At 63.4% G+C, this 18,911-nt stretch carries 16 protein-coding genes and 1 pseudogene; 13 read left to right on the top strand and 4 right to left on the bottom strand.

What is annotated here, in order from left to right:
- Positions 1-59 precede the first annotated feature (59 nt).
- Positions 60-602 (top strand): annotated as a pseudogene (locus tag BM017_RS29650) (methyl-accepting chemotaxis protein); the annotation flags it as partial.
- A gap of 43 nt (positions 603-645) precedes the next feature.
- Here the strand turns inward: BM017_RS29650 and BM017_RS15800 are convergent.
- A complete protein-coding gene (locus tag BM017_RS15800) occupies positions 646-2,016 on the bottom strand; it encodes an APC family permease (RefSeq protein WP_092246047.1) in 1,371 nt (456 codons plus the stop codon).
- A 139-nt stretch (positions 2,017-2,155) separates the two neighbouring features.
- Here BM017_RS15800 and BM017_RS15805 point away from each other — a divergent pair, with 139 nt between their 5' ends.
- Positions 2,156-2,914, top strand: a complete 759-nt coding sequence (locus BM017_RS15805; RefSeq protein WP_071491469.1) for a helix-turn-helix transcriptional regulator — start codon at positions 2,156-2,158, stop codon at positions 2,912-2,914.
- 80 nt (positions 2,915-2,994) lie between these two features.
- Positions 2,995-3,885, top strand: a complete 891-nt coding sequence (locus BM017_RS15810) for a proline iminopeptidase-family hydrolase (protein WP_092246050.1) — start codon at positions 2,995-2,997, stop codon at positions 3,883-3,885.
- Between the two features lie 37 nt (positions 3,886-3,922).
- Here BM017_RS15810 and BM017_RS15815 read toward each other — a convergent pair whose 3' ends face one another.
- A complete protein-coding gene (locus BM017_RS15815) occupies positions 3,923-5,143 on the bottom strand; it encodes an MFS transporter (RefSeq protein ID WP_092246054.1) in 1,221 nt (406 codons plus the stop codon).
- A complete protein-coding gene (locus BM017_RS15820; protein WP_071491471.1) occupies positions 5,140-5,814 on the bottom strand; it encodes an RraA family protein in 675 nt (224 codons plus the stop codon). The genes BM017_RS15815 and BM017_RS15820 overlap by 4 nt, the downstream gene beginning before the upstream one ends.
- A gap of 274 nt (positions 5,815-6,088) precedes the next feature.
- Between BM017_RS15820 and BM017_RS15825 the strand changes: the two genes are divergently transcribed.
- The 5 genes from BM017_RS15825 to BM017_RS15845 all read left to right on the top strand — a co-directional run bounded on the left by BM017_RS15825 (position 6,089) and on the right by BM017_RS15845 (position 13,206).
- Positions 6,089-7,057: a hydroxyacid dehydrogenase gene (locus BM017_RS15825; RefSeq protein ID WP_071491472.1), complete on the top strand. Its 969-nt coding sequence runs from the start codon at positions 6,089-6,091 to the stop codon at positions 7,055-7,057.
- A gap of 65 nt (positions 7,058-7,122) precedes the next feature.
- Complete coding sequence (locus BM017_RS15830; RefSeq protein ID WP_092246057.1) at positions 7,123-8,451, top strand: MFS transporter; 1,329 nt, start codon at positions 7,123-7,125, stop codon at positions 8,449-8,451.
- Between the two features lie 116 nt (positions 8,452-8,567).
- Positions 8,568-9,308, top strand: a complete 741-nt coding sequence (locus BM017_RS15835) for an IclR family transcriptional regulator (protein WP_071491474.1) — start codon at positions 8,568-8,570, stop codon at positions 9,306-9,308.
- Between the two features lie 166 nt (positions 9,309-9,474).
- Positions 9,475-11,883 (top strand): glucose/quinate/shikimate family membrane-bound PQQ-dependent dehydrogenase, encoded by a 2,409-nt coding sequence (locus BM017_RS15840; RefSeq protein ID WP_092246060.1) that lies wholly within the window; start codon positions 9,475-9,477, stop codon positions 11,881-11,883.
- 57 nt (positions 11,884-11,940) lie between these two features.
- Positions 11,941-13,206 carry a carbohydrate porin gene (locus BM017_RS15845; RefSeq protein ID WP_092246063.1) on the top strand — a complete coding sequence of 422 codons (1,266 nt, stop codon included), beginning with the start codon at positions 11,941-11,943 and terminating at the stop codon, positions 13,204-13,206.
- 6 nt (positions 13,207-13,212) lie between these two features.
- Here BM017_RS15845 and rpiB read toward each other — a convergent pair whose 3' ends face one another.
- Entirely contained in the window at positions 13,213-13,695 is a 483-nt protein-coding gene (gene rpiB / locus BM017_RS15850; RefSeq protein WP_170856088.1) for a ribose 5-phosphate isomerase B, read from the bottom strand.
- Positions 13,696-13,951: 256 nt separating this feature from the next.
- On the opposite strand from rpiB, the gene BM017_RS15855 reads away from it, so the two are divergent.
- From BM017_RS15855 to dhaL, 5 genes are read left to right on the top strand one after another with little or no spacing between them, the layout of a single operon-like run.
- Positions 13,952-15,439, top strand: a complete 1,488-nt coding sequence (locus BM017_RS15855; protein ID WP_071491478.1) for a sugar ABC transporter ATP-binding protein — start codon at positions 13,952-13,954, stop codon at positions 15,437-15,439.
- A complete protein-coding gene (locus BM017_RS15860; protein WP_076954377.1) occupies positions 15,436-16,413 on the top strand; it encodes an ABC transporter permease in 978 nt (325 codons plus the stop codon). The genes BM017_RS15855 and BM017_RS15860 overlap by 4 nt, the downstream gene beginning before the upstream one ends.
- 14 nt (positions 16,414-16,427) lie before the next feature.
- On the top strand, positions 16,428-17,186 hold the full coding sequence (locus BM017_RS15865; protein ID WP_071494914.1) for an SDR family oxidoreductase: 759 nt from the start codon (positions 16,428-16,430) through the stop codon (positions 17,184-17,186).
- A gap of 36 nt (positions 17,187-17,222) precedes the next feature.
- The gene (locus BM017_RS15870) at positions 17,223-18,224 is read left to right on the top strand and encodes a dihydroxyacetone kinase subunit DhaK (protein WP_092246066.1); all 1,002 of its coding nucleotides are present in this window, start codon (positions 17,223-17,225) and stop codon (positions 18,222-18,224) included.
- Between the two features lie 3 nt (positions 18,225-18,227).
- Entirely contained in the window at positions 18,228-18,875 is a 648-nt protein-coding gene (gene dhaL, locus BM017_RS15875) for a dihydroxyacetone kinase subunit DhaL (protein ID WP_071491482.1), read from the top strand.
- Positions 18,876-18,911 lie beyond the last annotated feature (36 nt).

Below are 18,911 nucleotides of genomic sequence, written 5' to 3' on the forward strand. Positions count from 1 at the left end.
AAGCCACCGGCAGCGTGCTTCAGCTCAGCGAAGACCTGCAACGCTCGACCCAGACCATGCAGCAGTTGGAGCAGGACAGCAAAAACATCAACACCATCCTCGACACCATCCGCTCGATTGCCGAACAGACCAACCTGCTGGCGCTCAACGCGGCCATCGAGGCCGCCCGTGCCGGTGACCAGGGCCGTGGCTTTGCGGTGGTCGCCGACGAAGTCCGCGCCCTCGCCCGTCGCACCGCCGACTCCACCGGCGAGATCGACAGCCTGCTCGGCAACCTCGCCCGTCGCACCCAGGAAGTGACGCAGCAGATGCAAGGCAGCCTGCTGGTGTCCCACACCAGCGTGGAGCGCATCCAGCAGGCCCGCGACAGCTTCGACAAGATCCGTGGCTCGGTGGACTCGATCCGCGACCAGAACACCCAGATCGCCACCGCCGCCGAAGAACAGCACCAGGTGGCCGAAGAGATCAACCGGCACATCGCGCAGATCCATGCCGATGCGCAACTGGTCGAGGGGTTTGCCCATTCGGCGCAGACCGGGTCAGGTCGGCTGACGGATATTTCCGGGCAGCTCAAAGGGTTGGTGGGACGCTTCAAGTTCTGATCCATCCTCCGCAGGGGCCGGCTTGCCGGCTCCACAGGATCGGTCACCCCACCTGAAGCTCCGTGGAGCGCCCGGTGGCCTTGAAGAACACCAACACGACAATCCCCAGCGCAAGCCAGCACATGCCGCCGACCTTGGCATAGATATCAGAGTTGACCAGCACATAGCTGATGATCACAAAGCCGATCAATGGCACCAGCCCATGCACCAACCGACGACCGGCGCCGCGGTAGTGCCAGGCCACGGCGACATGAAGCAGCAAGAACGCACTCAGCGCACCAAAGTTGCACATCGACGCCAGCAGGTTGATCTGCCCCACGAAGAACAAGCCCAGCACCAGGCTCAAGCCCGCGACCAATAGGGTGGCGCGCTGCGGCACGCCGGTGACCGGGTGCACCTGGCTGAGAAACTGCGGCAGTTGGCGATCGCGGGCCATGGCAAACAGCAGGCGCGAGGTGGCGGCCTGGGCCACCAGGGAATTGGCGATGGCGGCGCCGATGGCCACGGCCAGGGCGATCACCACTTGCAACCACGGGCCTGCCACCAGGCGGCCGATTTCGTAGAACGCGTTGTTCGACGCATCGGCATCCGGGTACTGCACCAGGTTGGGCTGCAACAGCGCGGCCAACCAGGTTTGCACCATGACCAATGCCGCTACCAGGGCCAGTGCCCACAAGGTCGCACGCCCCACCGCCCGGCTACCGCCACGGGTCTCCTCCGACAGCGTGGAGATCGCATCGAAGCCCAGGAACGACAGGACCGCCACCGACAATGCGCTGAAGATCAGCGGCAGGGAAAACTCAGCCGGGTTGTACAGTGGCTTCAGGGTCCAACTGGCACCATTCACGCCGTTGCTGATCGCGATACTGGCCAGCACCACAAACACCACCAGCACCACCAGTTGCCCATAAAGGAACAAGCGATTGGCGCGCGCAGTGGTCTGGATACCGCGCAGGTTCACCAGAGTGTTCAGTACCACGAAAAACACGATCCACAATGGCTGAGGCACCGAGGGGATCACATTGGCCATGGCATTGGCACCGATCACATACAGCAACGTCGGCACCAGCAGATAATCGAGCAGGATCGCCCAGCCCGCAAGAAACCCCAGCTGGCTGTTCAGCCCACGCCCCACATAGGCATACACCGAACCGGCGACCGGAAACGCATGGGACATCTGCTGGTAGCTGATCGCAGTGAACAGCATGGCGACGAAGCCGATCAGGTACGTCAGCGGCACCATGCCGTGGCTGGCGTCGAACACCCCACCAAAGATGGAGAATGGCGCCAGCGGCACCATGAACACCATGCCGTAGATCAGCAGGTCGCCCAGGCTCAGCTGGCGCTTGAGTTGTTGGGTATATCCGAAACGCGCAAGCTCCGCGCTGTCACCGGGGGTGGAAGGATCGATCATGATGACGCTCCGCAAGGGTTGGACAGAAGCTTCACTCTAGGGCGTTACAGGCCGGCAGCTGTATCCTGAAAAATACTAGGTTTTGGCCTTGGCAGATTGTTTGCTTGGAAAACCGCGCAACCCAACGCCCGGAGGCGCCATGCACACCGACCTGATGCGATTCAGCGAGCAACTCGCCCACACCACGACGCTGGACGCGTGCCTGGCCGAGGTTCAGGCCGCCACCGACCAACTGGGTTTCAAGACGCTGATCTACGATTACGCCCCCGTGCCGGTGAGCCACGAGGGGGCGCTGATCACCCCGTCGGTGTTCAAGACCCTGAATGCCCCGACCGACATGCACACGTTGTGGTGTGAGCGCGGCTATTACCAGATCGACCCGGTGCAGCAATGCGCAGCCCGCCGGACTACGCCATTTGTCTGGTCATTCAGCGCGGACACGCACTGGAACGGCGCCCTCACCGACGCCCATCGCCCGGTGGCTCACTATATTCGCGACTATGGCTTGAGCACCGGACTGACCGTGCCGCTGCACTTGCCCGATGGCGGCTTTGCCACACTGACCGCCATTGTCGACGGCACGCCCGACGGCGCCGAACGACAAGCCCAGCACAACCTGGGCGAGATGCTGGTACTGGCCCATGCCTTCCAGTCCAGGGCCAGCGAGTTGCTGGCGCCGGCCGAACGCTGCTGCACCCACATCCACCTCACCCGCCGCGAACGCGAGTGCCTGCAACATTCGGCCAAGGGGCTTACGGCCAAGGGCATCGCCGCCACCCTCAACCGGTCCCAGGCCACGGTCAACCTGCACCTGGTGGGTGCGGCGCGCAAACTGGGCGCGCGCAACCGCGTGGAAGCGGTGGTCCGTGGCCTGCATTACCGGCTGGTGGAGATCTGAGAACCTATAACTTTTGCCAGTGCCCCTGACGGCACGCTTTGACTAGCCTGTACCTTATTGATCCCCAGGAGGTACACAGCATGCAGGTTCGCGAAGGTTATGCCGAGTTCCGTGGGCACCGGACATGGTTCCGGGTCACGGGCGATCCGGACTCGGGGCGCCTGCCCCTGATCGTTGCCCACGGCGGCCCCGGTTGCACCCACGACTACGTCGACAGCTTCAAGGACCTGGCCGCCACCGGTCGGGCGGTGGTGCACTACGACCAGCTCGGCAATGGCCGCTCGACCCATCTGCCGGATGCGCCCCGCGAATACTGGGTGGTGGACCTGTTTCTCGCCGAACTGAACAACCTGATCGCTCATCTGGGTATCCGTGATTACGCGCTGCTCGGCCAATCCTGGGGCGGCATTCTGGGGGCCGAGCATGCGGTACGCCAGCCGGTCGGCCTCAAGGCACTGATCATCGCCAACTCACCGGCGTCCATGGCGCTGTGGTCCGAGGCCGCGAATGAGCTACGCCAGGCACTCCCTGCGGATGTGCAGGCGACGCTGCAACGCCACGAAGCAGCAGGCACCACCTCCAGCGCCGAGTACCGCGCAGCATCGGACGTGTTCTATGCGCGCCATGTATGCCGCATCCAGCCGATGCCCGCCGAAGTGGCGCGCACCTTCGCTGCCATCGATGCGGACCCCACGGTCTACCACGCCATGAACGGCCCCACCGAATTCCACGTGATCGGCAGCATGCGCGATTGGACGATCATTGATCGCTTGCCTCGCATCCAGGTGCCGACGCTGTTGATTTCCGGTCGCTACGATGAAGCCACCCCCGCAACGGTGCAGCCATTCGCCGACGGAATCGCCAACGTGCAGTGGCAGATATTCGAGGCGTCCAGTCATATGCCCCACGTGGAAGAACGAGAAGCGTGCATGGCCTGTGTGGCGGCATTTCTGGAACAGCAACCGAGCTAGCATGCCGGGTCAAGCCGTGGGCCGTGCGGGGGTGTTCTCACCCGCGCGCGCGGCTGATCCGCCAACTCGCCAACTGATAAAGCCCCAGTAAACCGCCCGCCAGCAGCAGTGTCCATTGCACACTCAGCGCCGCCGCCAACAAGCCTGCAACTAACCCGCCGATGGCTTCAAAGCCGAAGCGCATGGCGATATAGAACGCGATCACCCTGCCCCGCAACGCTTCGGGCGCGGCGCTTTGTAGAGTCATGTTGCTGCTGACATTGCTCGCCGTGATGCCAAAGCCCAACCCCGCCAGCGCAACCAGCGTGAGCCACAGCGGTGGGTCGGCCGCCACCGCGCATAACGAAACCGCACAGACCACCGCGCCCATGGCGATGATGCGGCCCAATCGCGAGGTGCTGCCAGCGAAAGCGAGAAAGATCGTGGCCACAAAAGCCCCCGCGCCCGCAGCGCCCCATAGCCAGCCCAGGGTCTGCGCGTCGCCGCTGAACGTGTGCTTGGCCAGAATCGGCAGCAGCACCGTGTAGCAGGAGGCGAGCAGATTCACCATCACCACACTGATCAGCAAGCGCCGAATGGACAGTGTGCCCCACAGGTAGCGCAGGCCTTCGCGGAAAATCTCCCCGGTCGACCCCTTTGCCCGCACGGGCGCACGACTCTGCACCTTGCCCAGCCCGATCAGCAACATACCGAAGGCGATAGCGGTGAGAAGGAAGCAACCGGCCTCACCGCTCCAGTTGATCAGCAAACCGGCCAGCGGTGGGCCGATAAAGCGCGCGGCGTTGATCAGCATTGCATTGAGCACGAGGGCATTGGGCAGGTCGTTGGGGTCATCGACGAAGCTGGCGATCAAGGCCTGGCGCAGAGGCGTTTCCAGGGCGTTGAGCAAACCCAGCAGAAGCGCCATGGCGATGATCACCTCACGGCCCATCCACTGCTGCCAGGTCAGCACGGCCAGGGCCAGCGATTGCAGGGCCAGGGCGGCCTGCACCGCCATCAACAGGCGACGCTTGTCGTGGCGGTCGGACCAGGCGCCCGCCAGCGGCCCGACCAACAGCTGCGGCAACAGCGTCAAAAACGCAATGGCCCCCAGCAGTACGGCCGAGCCCGTCAGGTGGTAGGCCAGCCATGACAGCGCGACCTGTTGCACCCACTTGCCCAGGGTCGAGAGACCCTGACCGACAAAGTAGATCTGGAAATTGCGATGGCGCAGCGCGCGGATGGGCGGGGGCCATCGGGAGGTAGACGCAGGATTCAAATAAACTCACAGCCCTTTTGTTTCAGGGATTCAAGGACCCAGGAGCGGTCGTTTTCGCCCAGTGCAATCTGTTCCAACTGCTTCTGTTCGGCGGCATGTTTGGCACTGGCGCGATCATACACCTCACCGACCTGCTCGAACGGCACGCAGAGCAATCCATCTTCATCACCGATCACCAGATCGCCCGGTTCGATCACCATACCGGCCAGGGCAATCGGCACATTCACCTCGCCAGGTCCGTCCTTGTAAGGGCCGCGATGGGTGATACCGGCGGCGAACACCGGGAAATCCCCGGTGCCGATGCTGGCTGCGTCGCGAATCGCGCCGTTGATCACAATACCCGCCACACCTTTCTTGATCGCATAAGCCACCATCATCTCGCCAATCAGCGCGTTGCTCAGGTCACCGCCGGCATCCACCACGATCACGTCGCCGGGCTCGGCGATGTCCAGCGCGTGATGCAGCATCAGGTTATCCCCCGGCCGCGCCTTTACGGTGAGCGCCGGCCCGACCAATACGCCCGTGCGATGCATCGGTTGCAGGCTTGCGCCGCCGGCGGTAAGGCGGTGCATGGAGTCGCTGATATTGGCGACAGGCACGCTCCGGTAACGCTCGACCCACTCAACGGCGACCTTGCGTTGCTGCTTGAGCACTCTGAATCCGATGGACATGGGGTATTCCTCTGATGATTTTTGTTTGTTTTGAAACACCATTTCGAAATTAACACCACAAATTCAAATCAACAAGACTCAAGCCCAACCTAGGCATCAAATGACCAGCGGTACCACTCCTGAAAAACCAGCAGAAAACCCTACCTGGCAAGGTTGGGTACTGTATTTGGCCGATTTTGAAGCGACGATAAAAAATTATTTATTGCAACGCCGTTTCATTATGATAATTTCCAGTCACTACCGCACACCGACAAAAACACCAAGGTGCACAGAAATGACCCGAACCCTCCTGCTGACCGGCCCGGAATTGACCGCCGACGCCATGACCCACGCCGCCTCCCACGGCGTGCGCGTCATCCCTACCACCCCCTACGCACCGGCCGATGAACTCATCGCGATCATTGCCCGCGAACAACCGGACGCAATCATCGTGCGCCAGGGCCAACTGACCCGGGAGATGATCAACGCATCGGCCGCACTGAAGATCATCGCCAAGCACGGCGTCGGCTACGACAGCATCGACATCGCCGCCGCCGCCGAACGCCAGATCCCGGTGACTATCGCCCTGGGCGCCAACGCGCAATCGGTGGCCGAACACGCCTTGGCATTGATGTTCAGCGTGGCGCGCCAGACCGCCCTGCTCGACGCACGGATGCGTGACGGGCATTGGGACAAAGCCACTTCAGTGGGCATCGAACTGTCCGGCAAGACCCTGGGCCTGGTGGGCCTGGGAAGCATCGGACGGATCCTGATGGAACTGGTGGCGCCGCTGCGCATGACCATCAAAGTGTTCGACCCGTACTTGCCGGAACTGCCGAATGTGGAGCGCGTCGACGACATTGATGACCTGCTGACAAGCTGCGATATCATCAGCCTGCATTGCCCACTGACCGAACATAACCGCAACCTGTTTGGCGCGGCGCAGTTCAAGCGCATGCGCCCCGGCAGCCTCCTGATCAATACGGCGCGCGGTGAACTGATCGACACCGAAGCCTTGGTCCACGCCCTGAGCACCGGGCAGATTGCCGGCGCCGGACTCGACACGTTCAACCCCGAACCCCCTCCCGCCGATTCGGCGCTATGGGGCCTGCCTACCCTGGTAGCCACACCGCATGTGGGGGCCAATACCGCCGAAGCACGGGACCGAGTGGGCCTGCTGGCCCTGCAACAAATCATCGATTTCTGGGACGGCATCGCGCCGCCGCCGCGTGCTGTGGTCAACCGCCACCTCTACGCACACTGACATCTCCCGCCGGTTACATGCGGGCTCATCACGCATCTCCAAAAAAAACAATACGGGAGAGAGTCATGCCTATCAGTTCTACCGACATCAGCGCCATCGAGCGCTCAACCATGCGCAAGGTGGCGTGGCGACTGCTGCCGTTCCTGATCCTTTGCTACCTGCTGGCGATCATCGACCGCGGCAACATCGGCATGGCCTCGCTGCAAATGAACCAGGACCTGGGGCTGACCCCGGCGATCTTCGGCTTTGCCAGCAGCCTGTTCTTTGTCTCGTACTTCCTGGTGGAAGTGCCGAGCAACCTGGCCTTGCAGCGCTTCGGCGCACGGGTGTGGATTGCGCGGATCATGATTACCTGGGGCCTGATTTCCGCCGGCACAGCGTTTGTCACCGGCGCCAACTCGCTGTATGTGATGCGCTTCCTGCTGGGCGCGGCCGAGGCAGGATTCTTCCCGGGCGTGCTGCTGTACCTCACTTACTGGCTGCCAGCGGCATACCGTGGGCGCATGGTCGCGATTTTCATGGTGGCGATTCCCGGCGCCAACTTCATCGGCTCACCACTGTCCGGCTTGTTGTTGAGCCTGGACGGCTGGTTCGGCATGCGTGGCTGGCACTGGCTGTTCATCATCGAAGGCATTCCCGCTGTACTGCTGGGCATCGCCTGCCTGTTCGTGCTGACTGATCGCCCGGAACAAGCCAAATGGCTGAACCACGAGCAGCGCCACTGGCTCACTCGCCGCCTCGACGAAGAGCGCAACCGCAAGACCGCCATCGGTCATATCTCCCTGTGGAAACTACTGCGCCACAAGCACATCTGGGTGCTGGCACTGATCTATTCCGGCGCATCGGCGGCCGGCAGCACAATGAGTGTATGGGCGCCGCAACTGCTCAAGACGTTTGGCCTGGACAACCTGGAAATCGGCATGGTCAACGCCATCCCCTACGGGCTCGCGTCCATCCTGATGATTGTGTGGGGCCGCAGCTCCGACAAGACCGGTGAACGCCGCTGGCATACCGCACTCACCCTGTTGCTGATCACCGGCGGGTTGCTGCTGGCGCTGGTGACCTCTTCGCTGGTCGCCACGGTGTTCATGTTGTCAATGGTGCTGATCGGTGCGTACTCCATGAAAGGACCGTTCTGGGCGCTGGTCTCGACCTGGCTTTCATCCTCCACCGCAGCCGCTGGCCTGGCCGCCGTAGGCGCGATGGCCAACCTGATAGGCGGCGGCATCATGGTCAACGTGTATGGAACCATTCATCACGCCACAGGCAGCTACGCCCTTGCATTGCTGCCGCTGGCGGCGCTGTGTGCCGCTGGTGCGATCATGGTCTTGCTGATGGGGCGCAAGCAGATGAGCGAAACGGCGCAACTCAACAAACCTGCCAACACGACCTGAAAAAGCGGGAGGGGCAGCACGATGATTCGACTGCCCTTCTCCCCACCGCTTTGACCGCGCCGACCAATGGCAGTATTTTGCAGCCTACCCGCCCACCCCCTCACAAGGAGCAACCCATGGTAAAAACCCGCCCACGCCCCGCAGTCACCGGGGTGGCCTCGGCTGATCGGGTGCTCACCGTGCTGACTGCCTTCCGCATGGGGGATACCGCCCTGGAACTGGCCGAACTCGCCGCACGCACCGGACTGATCAAAAGCACCATCATGCGTTTGATGGTTTCGCTTGAGAATCACGGCCTGATCACCCGCCTGGCCGATGGTCGCTATCAGCTGGCCACCGAAATCATGCGCTTGAACACGGTGTACCAGGACGGCCTCGATCTTGAACGCCACATCACTCCGCTGCTGCACCGCCTGACTCAGGAAACCGGCGAAACCGCTTCCTTCTACGTACGCCACGGCGCTTATCGGATGTGCCTGTACCGCGTGAACTCCCCTCACCATCTGCGCCTGCACCTGCAACCCGGGGACACTCGCCCCATGGACGGCGCCGCCGGAGCCGAGGCGTTGCGCACACCCTATGCGCTGGCCGCGAAAATGATCAAACCGATTTTCTCCCATGGCGCCACCGACCCCCATGCCTCGTCCATGGCCCTGCCCATCTTCGGTCCAGGGGAAAACCTGATCGGCGCACTGGTACTGTCCGGCCCCGCCAGCCGCCTGACCGCCGAACAGGCGCAGACGCTGCACCCGCTGTTCCAGCAAGCCGCCGTCGAACTGACCCGCAGCCTGGGCGGCGACGCACTTGCCAGCACCGAGGCCCCGCAAAAAAAGCTGCGCGGCAAGAAATCCGACTAAAACGCCGGCCTGCCAGGTGCGAGACGCATCGCACCTCGAGCGACATTCGACCACATGCCATCATCGCAGCACCTGTAATAGTCTATTGCAGGACTCCAATGTACTAACCAGTTACTTATCTTGCTAAAATCGCGTCTTTGCCCTCTCACATTCGAGTTCTATCGACATGAAACGAGCATCGCGCGCCACTGGCGTCTCTAGAATCCTACTGCTGGGCCTGGGCGTGATCATCGCCCTGCTCGGCCTCGCGCTGGCCATTGGCGGCGGCAAACTGGTGAGCCTGGGAGGCTCCTGGTACTTCCTGATCGGCGGTGCGGCCATGGCCGTTTCCGGCTTGCTGATTGCCCGACGCAAGCCGGCGGGCGCGTGGCTGTTCGCGGCCTTCCTGATCGGCACGGCTCTCTGGGCGGTGGCGGATGTGGGGCTGGTGTTCTGGCCGCTGTTCTCCCGCCTGTTCATGTTTACGGTGATCGGCCTGGTGGTAGCGCTGCTGTACCCGCTGCTGGTCAACCGGCCTGCACGTGGCGCCTATGGCGTGGCGGCGGTATTGGCGGTGGGCGTGGCCGTGGCGGCGGGCAACATGTTTGTCGCCCACCCGAGCGTGGCACCCACCGGCACTGGCCCAGGCATCACGCCGGTGGCCGCGGCCGACGCACAGAAAGACTGGGCGCACTACGGCAACACCGAAGGCGGCAGCCGCTTCGCCGCGCTGGACCAAATCAATCGCGACAATATCAATAAGCTCAAAGTGGCCTGGACCTACCACACCGGTGACGTCGCCCTCAGCGACGGCAACGGTGCCGAAGACCAGCTCACCCCGCTGCAGATCGGCAACAAAGTGTTCATCTGCACGCCGCACAACAACCTGATCGCCCTCGACGCCGACACCGGCAAAGAGCTGTGGAAGAACGAGATCAACGCCAAATCGGCGGTGTGGCAGCGTTGCCGTGGCATGGCCTACTTCGACGCCACTGCGCCGATTGCCCAGCCTACCCAACCGAACAGCTCACCGATCATCGCCGCCAGCGTGCCCGCCGGTGCGCAGTGCCAGCGTCGCTTGCTGACCAACACCATCGATGCACGCCTGATCGCCGTGGACGCCGACACCGGCCAGTTCTGCGAAGACTTCGGCACCCACGGCCAGGTGGATTTGAAAGCCGGCCTGGGCAACGTGCCGGACAGCTACTACCAACTGTCCTCGGCACCGCTGATCGCCGGCACCACCGTGGTGGTCGGCGGCCGCGTGGCCGACAACGTGCAGACCGACATGCCCGGCGGCGTGATCCGTGGCTTCGACGTAATCACCGGCCAGATGCGCTGGGCGTTCGACCCGGGCAACCCGGAAGACAAAAAAGCCCCGGCCGACGGTAGCACCTACGTGCGCAGCACGCCGAACAGCTGGGCGCCAATGTCCTATGACCCGCTGATGAACACCGTGTTCTTGCCGATGGGCAGCTCGTCCACCGACATCTACGGTGTGGAACGCACCCAGCTCAACCACAAATACGGCGCGTCGGTACTGGCACTGGACGCCTCCACCGGCACGGAAAAATGGGTGTACCAGACCGTCCACAATGACCTGTGGGACTTCGACCTGCCGATGCAGCCGAGCCTGATCGACTTCACCCCGCCGGGCAGCGACAAGGCTGTGCCTGCAGTGGTGATCGGCACCAAGGCCGGGCAGATCTACGTGCTCGACCGTGCCACCGGCAAGCCGCTGACCGAGGTGAAGGAAGTGCCGGTCAAGGCCGCCAACATCCCTGACGAGCCCTACTCGCCCACCCAGCCAAAATCGGTCGGCATGCCACAGATCGGCGCGCAGACCCTGACCGAATCGGACATGTGGGGCGCCACACCGTTTGACCAGTTGCTGTGCCGCATCGACTTCAAGGGCATGCGCTACGACGGCCTGTACACCGCGCCGGGCACCGATAAATCCCTGAGTTTCCCGGGCTCGCTGGGTGGCATGAACTGGGGCAGCATTTCCACCGACCCGGTGCACGGTTTTATCTTCGTCAACGATATGCGACTGGGCCTGTGGATCCAGATGATACCCTCGCAGAACAAGGCCCAGGCCGCGTCGGGTGGCGAAGCGCTGAATACCGGCATGGGCGCCGTGCCACTCAAGGGCACGCCGTATGCGGTGAACAAAAACCGCTTCCTGTCGGTGGCGGGTATTCCGTGCCAGGCGCCGCCGTTCGGCACCCTGACTGCGATCGACATGAAGACCCAGAAAGTCGCCTGGCAAGTACCGGTCGGCACCGTCGAGGACACCGGCCCCCTCGGCATCCGCATGCACCTGCCGATCAAGATCGGCCTGCCGACCCTCGGCGGCACCCTGTCGACCCAGGGCGGCCTGATCTTTATCGCCGGCACCCAGGACTTCTACCTGCGCGCCTTCAACAGCGGCAATGGCGAGGAAATCTGGAAGGCCCGCCTGCCCGTCGGCAGCCAGGGCGGCCCGATGACCTACGTATCGCCGAAAACCGGCAAGCAGTACATCGTCATCACCGCCGGTGGCGCACGCCAGTCCACTGACCGTGGCGACTACGTGATCGCCTACGCCCTGCCTTAACCCCCCTGTTCGCGCGGCGCCTCCCCGGCGCCGCGCCTTGTACCTGGAAAAACCCGCATGACCCCCACTTCTCATATTGCCCTTGGGCGCCTGTTGCTGGGCCTCGCCCTGGGTGCCGCCCTGCCCGTACAAGCCGATGACACCACCCTGACCGGCGACTGGGGCGGCCTGCGCCGTGAACTCGACGCACAAGGCATTCGCTTCACCGGCGACTACAGCGGCGAGACCGCCTACAACGCCCACGGCGGCCAGCACCGCTCGGCGCGCTACTCGCAGAACCTAAAGCTCGGCGTGCAGTTCGACCTGGGCAAGCTCTACGGCTTGAACAATGGCGACCGCATCCAGCTCACGATCAATGACCGGCGCGGCAACAGTGCGTCCGAGGACCTGGTGGGCAACCGCCTGCCGATCCAGGAAAACTACGGCGGTCTCTACACCCGCCTCACCGAGTTGAGCTACGAACGCACGCTGTTCACCCCGGCGCTGAACGTCAAGCTCGGCTACATGGCCATGGGCAATGACCTCGGCGGCCTCGACAGCGGGATCTTGTGCAACTTCATGAACGCCGGGTTCTGCGGGCACCCGCTGAACATGTCCGGCGGCAGCGGCTGGACCAACTACCCGAATGCACGCCTGGGTGCGCGGGTGAAATATGACTTCTCGCCGGCCTGGCAATTGCGCGTTGCCGCCTTCAACGTCGACCCGCAAAGCAACGGCAACTCCAGCCGCGCCTGGCGCCTGGACCCCAAGCACACCACTGGCACCGTAGTGCCCATCGAATTGATCTACAAACACGCCGGCAGCCTGCCGGGTGAATACAAGCTGGGCTATTACTACGACAGCTCCGACGTGAAACGCATCGGCAGCACCAGGAAGGTCAGCGGCCGCGGTGGTCACTACCTGCTGATCGACCAGGCAGTGTGGGCCTCGGACTCATCCGCCGGCCGTGTGCTGCACGCCTTCGGCCAGTATTCCGCCGCCAGCGAAGCGGCCTCGCCGTTCAGCAAGTGGTACGGCGCAGGCGTGGTGCTGTACAAGCCGTTCGAAGGCCGGCCGCGTGACACCCTGGCCCTGGGTTATGGTCGCGCCGTGCCGAACCCGCGCAGCCGCGAGGTACAGGAACTGGCCGCCTTCAAGGCCGGGACCGACTATCCCGACCTGAACAATGCCGAACAACTGATCGAACTCAGCTACGGCTACCAGGCCACCCCCTGGCTGACCCTGCGCCCGGATGTGCAATACATCATCGAGCCGGGTGCGTTTTCCGGTGACAACATCGACAACGCCCTGGTGCTGGGCCTGCAGGTCAAGGCGGTGTTCTGAAGCGACTCAGTCGTCTGATGGCAACGCCCTGTTCGCCTGCTCGAGCGCAGTGATGCGCTCGACTTTCCTCCCGGAGCGCTCCGCTTCGAACTCCGATTCCAGGAACACTTTGACGATGCTCTTGGCCAGCTCGGGCCCGATCACCCGCGCACCGATGGACAGGATCTGCGCATCGTTGCTCTTGCGTGCGCGCTCGGCCGAATAGGTATCGTGGGCCTGGGCGGCCCGCACACCCTTGATCTTGTTGGCGGAAATCGCCATGCCGATGCCGGTGCCGCAGATCAACACACCCAGGCGCTGCTCACCCGCGCCCACCGCCGTGGCTACGGCTGCTGCGATGTCCGGGTACAGCACCGGGCTGGACGAATGGCAGCCAAAGTCCTCGACCCCATACCCCAGGCTTTCGATAAAGCGCTTGAGCATTTCCTTGAGCTCAAAGCCTGCCTCGTCGCATCCGATGGCCACCGAAAACATCGTTTGTGCACCCATTACTGTTTCTCCATCAGACCGATCAAATGATCACTCACTGAAATTATGCACAATCATTAGCGGACGATCAGCCCACCGCTGTCAAGGCTTATTTCAAGGCGACAGCCCACTAAAACGATAAAAGCACGGGCGAACACTGTGCCAAACCATTGACAAAGCCGGCCCTAGCAGTTTAAACATATGATCACTATCCGATCATATGATCAGGCTGTTGGCTAAGCCTACCTAATAAGAAAATCAGCAAGAGGACACACCGATGGCCCCGCCATTACTGCTCCACGCTGAACAAGTTTCCAAGGCCTACGCCGGGGTCCCTGCCCTGCGCGACGGGCGCCTCTCCCTGCGGGCCGGCAGCGTGCACGCACTGTGCGGCGGCAATGGCGCCGGCAAATCCACCTTCCTCAGCATCTTGATGGGCATCACCCAGCGTGACGCCGGCAGCATCCTGCTCAACGGCCAGCCGGTGCAGTTCGACCGCCCCAGCGCAGCCCTCGCCGCCGGGGTGGCGATGATCACCCAGGAGCTGGAACCCATCCCCTACATGACCGTCGCCGAAAATATCTGGCTGGGCCGCGAGCCACGCCGCGCCGGCTGTATCGTCGACAGCAAGGAACTGAACCGACGCACCCGCGAACTGCTGCAAAGCCTGGAGTTCGACGTGGACGCCACCAGCCCCATGCATCGCCTGAGCGTGGCGCAGATCCAACTGGTGGAGATCGCCAAGGCGTTCAGCCATGACTGCCAGGTGATGATCATGGACGAACCCACCTCGGCCATCGGCGAACACGAAGCGCAAACCCTGTTCAAGGCGATCCGCCGCCTGACCGCCCGTGGCGCCGGGATCATCTATGTGTCGCACCGCCTGAGTGAACTGGCGCAGATTGCCGATGACTACAGCATCTTCCGCGACGGCGCCTTTGTGGAAAGCGGGCGCATGGCCGATATCGACCGCGCCCACCTGGTGCGCGGCATCGTCGGCCAGGAGTTGCAGCGCATCGACCATAAAGTCGGCCGCGAATGCGCCGCCGCCACGTGCCTGGATGTCAATGGCCTGAGCCGTGACGGCGAGTTCCAGGACATCAGCCTGCAACTGCGCCAGGGCGAAATCCTCGGCATCTATGGGCTGATGGGTTCGGGCCGCAGCGAATTCCTCAACTGCCTGTATGGCCTGACCCTGCCGGACGCCGGCAGCGCCACCCTGCAAGGCCAGCCCCTGCCCACCGGCACCCCGGCGGCGACCATCCGCGCCGGCATGTCTCTGGTCACCGAAGACCGCAAGGACAGCGGCCTGGTGCTCAGCGCCAGCATCCTCGCCAACATCGCGCTGTCGGCCTACAAGCAATTGTCGAGCTGGTCGGTGATCAATGCGCGCAAGGAACAGGCCCTGGCGCAGAGCATGGTCAAGCGCCTGCAGATCAAGATCTCGTCCCTGGACCTGCCGGTGGAGTCCATGAGCGGCGGCAACCAGCAGAAAGTGGTGCTCGCCAAATGCCTGTCGACCCAGCCGATCTGCCTGCTGTGCGACGAACCCACGCGCGGCATCGACGAAGGCGCCAAGCAGGAGATCTATCACCTGCTCGACGAATTCGTGCGCGCCGGCGGTGCGGCCATCGTGGTCTCGTCCGAGGCGCCGGAACTGCTGCACCTGAGTGACCGCATCGCGGTGTTCAAGGGCGGCCGCCTGGTGACCGTCAGCAGCGACACCGCCCTTTCCCAGGAAGCCTTGTTGAGTCTTGCCTCATGAACAGTAAAGTCCTCGCCGCACCCGTCACTGCCGCGCCGCGCAACCGCCTGCGCTTGTCCCTTGACCGCTTCGGCCTGCCGCTGGTGTTTATCCTGCTGTGCCTGGTGATGGCGTTTTCCAGCGAATACTTCATGACCTGGCGCAACTGGATGGACATCCTGCGCCAGACCTCCATCAACGGCATCCTGGCCGTGGGCATGACCTACGTGATCCTCACCAAGGGCATCGACCTGTCGGTGGGCTCGATCCTGGCCTTCGCCGGCTTGTGCAGCGCGCTGGTCGCCACCCAGGGTTATGGCCTGCTGGCGGCGGTGAGTGCGGGGATGTTTGCCGGGGCCATGCTCGGCGTGGTCAACGGTTTCATGGTAGCCAACCTGAGCATCCCACCCTTTGTCGCCACCCTCGGCATGCTCAGCGTGGCGCGGGGCATGACCTTTATTCTCAACGACGGCAGCCCGGTCACCGACCTGCCGGACAGCTTCCTCGCCATGGGCATCGGCAAGCTGGGCCCCATTGGCGTGCCGATCATTATCTTTGCGGTGGTCGCGCTGATCTTCTGGATGGTGCTGCGCTACACCACCTACGGGCGCTACGTGTACGCCGTGGGCGGCAACGAAAAAAGCGCGCGCACCTCCGGCATCGGCGTGCGCAAGGTCACGTTCTCGGTGTATGTGATTTCCGGCCTGCTGGCGGGGTTGGCCGGTGTGGTGCTGGCGGCGCGCACCACCTCGGCCCTGCCCCAGGCGGGCGTATCTTATGAGCTGGATGCGATTGCGGCGGTGGTGATCGGCGGCACCAGCCTGTCGGGTGGCACCGGCAGCATTGTCGGCACGTTGTTTGGCGCACTGCTGATCGGTGTGATCAACAACGGTTTGAACCTGCTCGGGGTGTCGTCGTATTACCAACAAGTGGCCAAGGGATTGATCATCGTGCTTGCGGTGTTGATTGATGTCTGGCGCAAGAAAAAACGCTAAGTGGAGTGTGTGCAATGTCCAATTTCTGGAACCAGGCGTTCGACCTCACCGGCCGTTGCGCCGTGATCACCGGGGGCGCCGCCGGTATCGGCCTGGCCTGTGCCCAGTTGCTGGTGGAGCGCGGCGCCCGGGTGGCGTTGCTGGACCGTGACCCGGCGGTGGTCGAAGTGGCTGCCAGCCTCGGCGCGGGTCATGTGGGGCTGGTGGCTGACCTGCGCCAGCTCGATTCGCTGCAGGCCGTCGTCGACCAGGCCGCTGCCGGGCTCGGGCGCATCGATTACCTGGTCAACAGCGCGGGGGTCGCGCTGCTCGACAAGGCCCTGGACGTGGATGAAAACGCCTGGGACACCACCCTGGACATCAACCTCAAGGCCAGCTTCTTCGTGGCGCAGGCCTGTGCCCGCTACATGATCGAACAAGGCGGCGGGCGTATCGTCAACCTTGCCTCCCAGGCCGCCGTCATCGGCCTGGACCGTCATGTGGCCTACTGCGCGAGCAAGGCCGCCGTGGTCGGCATGACCAAGGTGCTGGCCATGGAATGGGCGCCCCACGGCATCAACGTCAACGCCGTGTCTCCGACCATCGTCGAGACCGCCCTGGGCAAGAAAGCCTGGGCGGGCGAACTGGGCGAACGGGCCAAATTGCAGATCCCGGTGGGGCGCTTCGCCCAGCCGGAAGAAATCGCCGGCCTGGTGCTCTACCTGGTCAGCGACGCGGCCAGGATGATCACCGGGGAAAACGTAGTGATCGACGGTGGCTACAGCATTCAGTAAGCCGATTCCAGACGAATAAGAACAAGGAAACACCCAATGAATCGAGTCATCAATGATGCGGACCTGGTGGTCGAGGACATGCTCGCGGGCATCCTCCTGGCGCACCCGGAACTGGTGCAGTACGAGAGCAACCCACGGGTCATCCGCAAACGCACGTCCTCACCGGCCGGCCAGGTCGGTATTGTCACCGGCGGCGGTTCGGGGCACGAGCCGGCGTTTCTCGGCTATGTCGGCCCGGGGCTGGTGGATGCGGTGGCGGTGGGCGAGATTTTCTCTTCACCCACCGCCAAGAGCTTCTTCGACGCGTTCCGTGCCGCCGACCAGGGCGCGGGCGTGGCGTGCCTGTATGGCAACTATGCCGGCGACAACATGAACGTGAAGCTGGCGATGAAAATGGCCGCCAGCAAAGCCATGGACATCCGCACCGTGGTGGCCAACGACGACGTGGCCTCCGCCCCGCCCGCCGAAATAGCCAAGCGGCGTGGCGTGGCCGGCGAGATCTTCATGTGGAAGATCGGCGGTGCCGCCGCCGCCCAGGGCTACGACCTTGACGGCGTGATCCGCGTGGCGCAGAAGGCCGTGGACCATTGCCGCTCCATCGGCGTGGGGCTCACGCCCTGCACCATTCCGGCGGTAGGCAAACCCAACTTCCAGATTGCTGACGGTCTGATGGAACTGGGCATCGGCCACCATGGCGAACCCGGTATCGAATTGGTGCCGGTGGAGTCCGCCGCCGCCATGGCCGAGCGCATGCTTGCGCCGATCCTGGCCGACCGCGACTTCACCCAGGACCAGAGCGTGGTGGTGCTGGTCTCGGGCCTGGGCGCCACGCCGGTGATGGAGCTGTATATTTTCTACGCCGAGGTCGAGCGCCAACTGCGCGCCAAGGGCCTGCGCATACACCGCTGTTACGTGGGCAACTACTTCACGTCCCTGGAAATGATGGGCGTGACCCTGACCCTGCTTGGCCTCGACGCCGAGCTGAGCCGTTTGATCGACCAACCTTGCCGCTCCATCGGCATGACCCAGTCGGAGTGAAGCATGAGCGAACATTTCCCGAGCAACACCGGCAGCGCCATCGTCACCAACCTGGTGTCGATCATCGTCGCCAACCGCGAATACCTCAGTGAAGTGGACGGCGCCATCGGCGACGGCGACCACGGCATCAACATGGCCAAGGGATTCTCGCGCTGCGGCAAGACCCTGGAGGGCCGCGAACTGTCCCTGGCCGAGGCGCTGGACGAACTGACCCTGGCGTTGATGGAAGGCATCGGCGGCTCCATGGGCCCGCTGTATGGCAGCCTGTTTATCGGCATGGCCGACGAAGTGCGCGGCCGCGATAGCATCGATGGGGCGACCTTCGCCAGGCTCCTGCGTGGCGGCCTGACCTCACTGCAAGACATCAGCGACGCCGGCGTGGGTGACAAGTGCCTGATGGATACGTTGATTCCAGCGGTCGAGGCGTTCGAACAGGCCCAGGCCAGCGGCGCGACGTTCCGCGAAGCCTTGCACCGGATGAAAAGCGCCGCGTCCCAGGGCCGTGATTCCACCCGCGACCTGGTGGCCAAGATCGGCCGTGCCAGCCGCCTGGGGGAGCGCTCCCTGGGAGTACTGGATGCGGGCGCGGTGTCGTGCTGCCTGATCCTGACCAACCTTGCCGAATCGGTTGAGGCGCGGTTGGTGGCCTAGGTGTGGGAGCGGGTTTGCCCTACACAGCCTCTTTGG

Source organism: Pseudomonas sp. NFPP04 (assembly GCF_900113815.1).
Lineage (GTDB): Bacteria > Pseudomonadota > Gammaproteobacteria > Pseudomonadales > Pseudomonadaceae > Aquipseudomonas > Aquipseudomonas extremorientalis.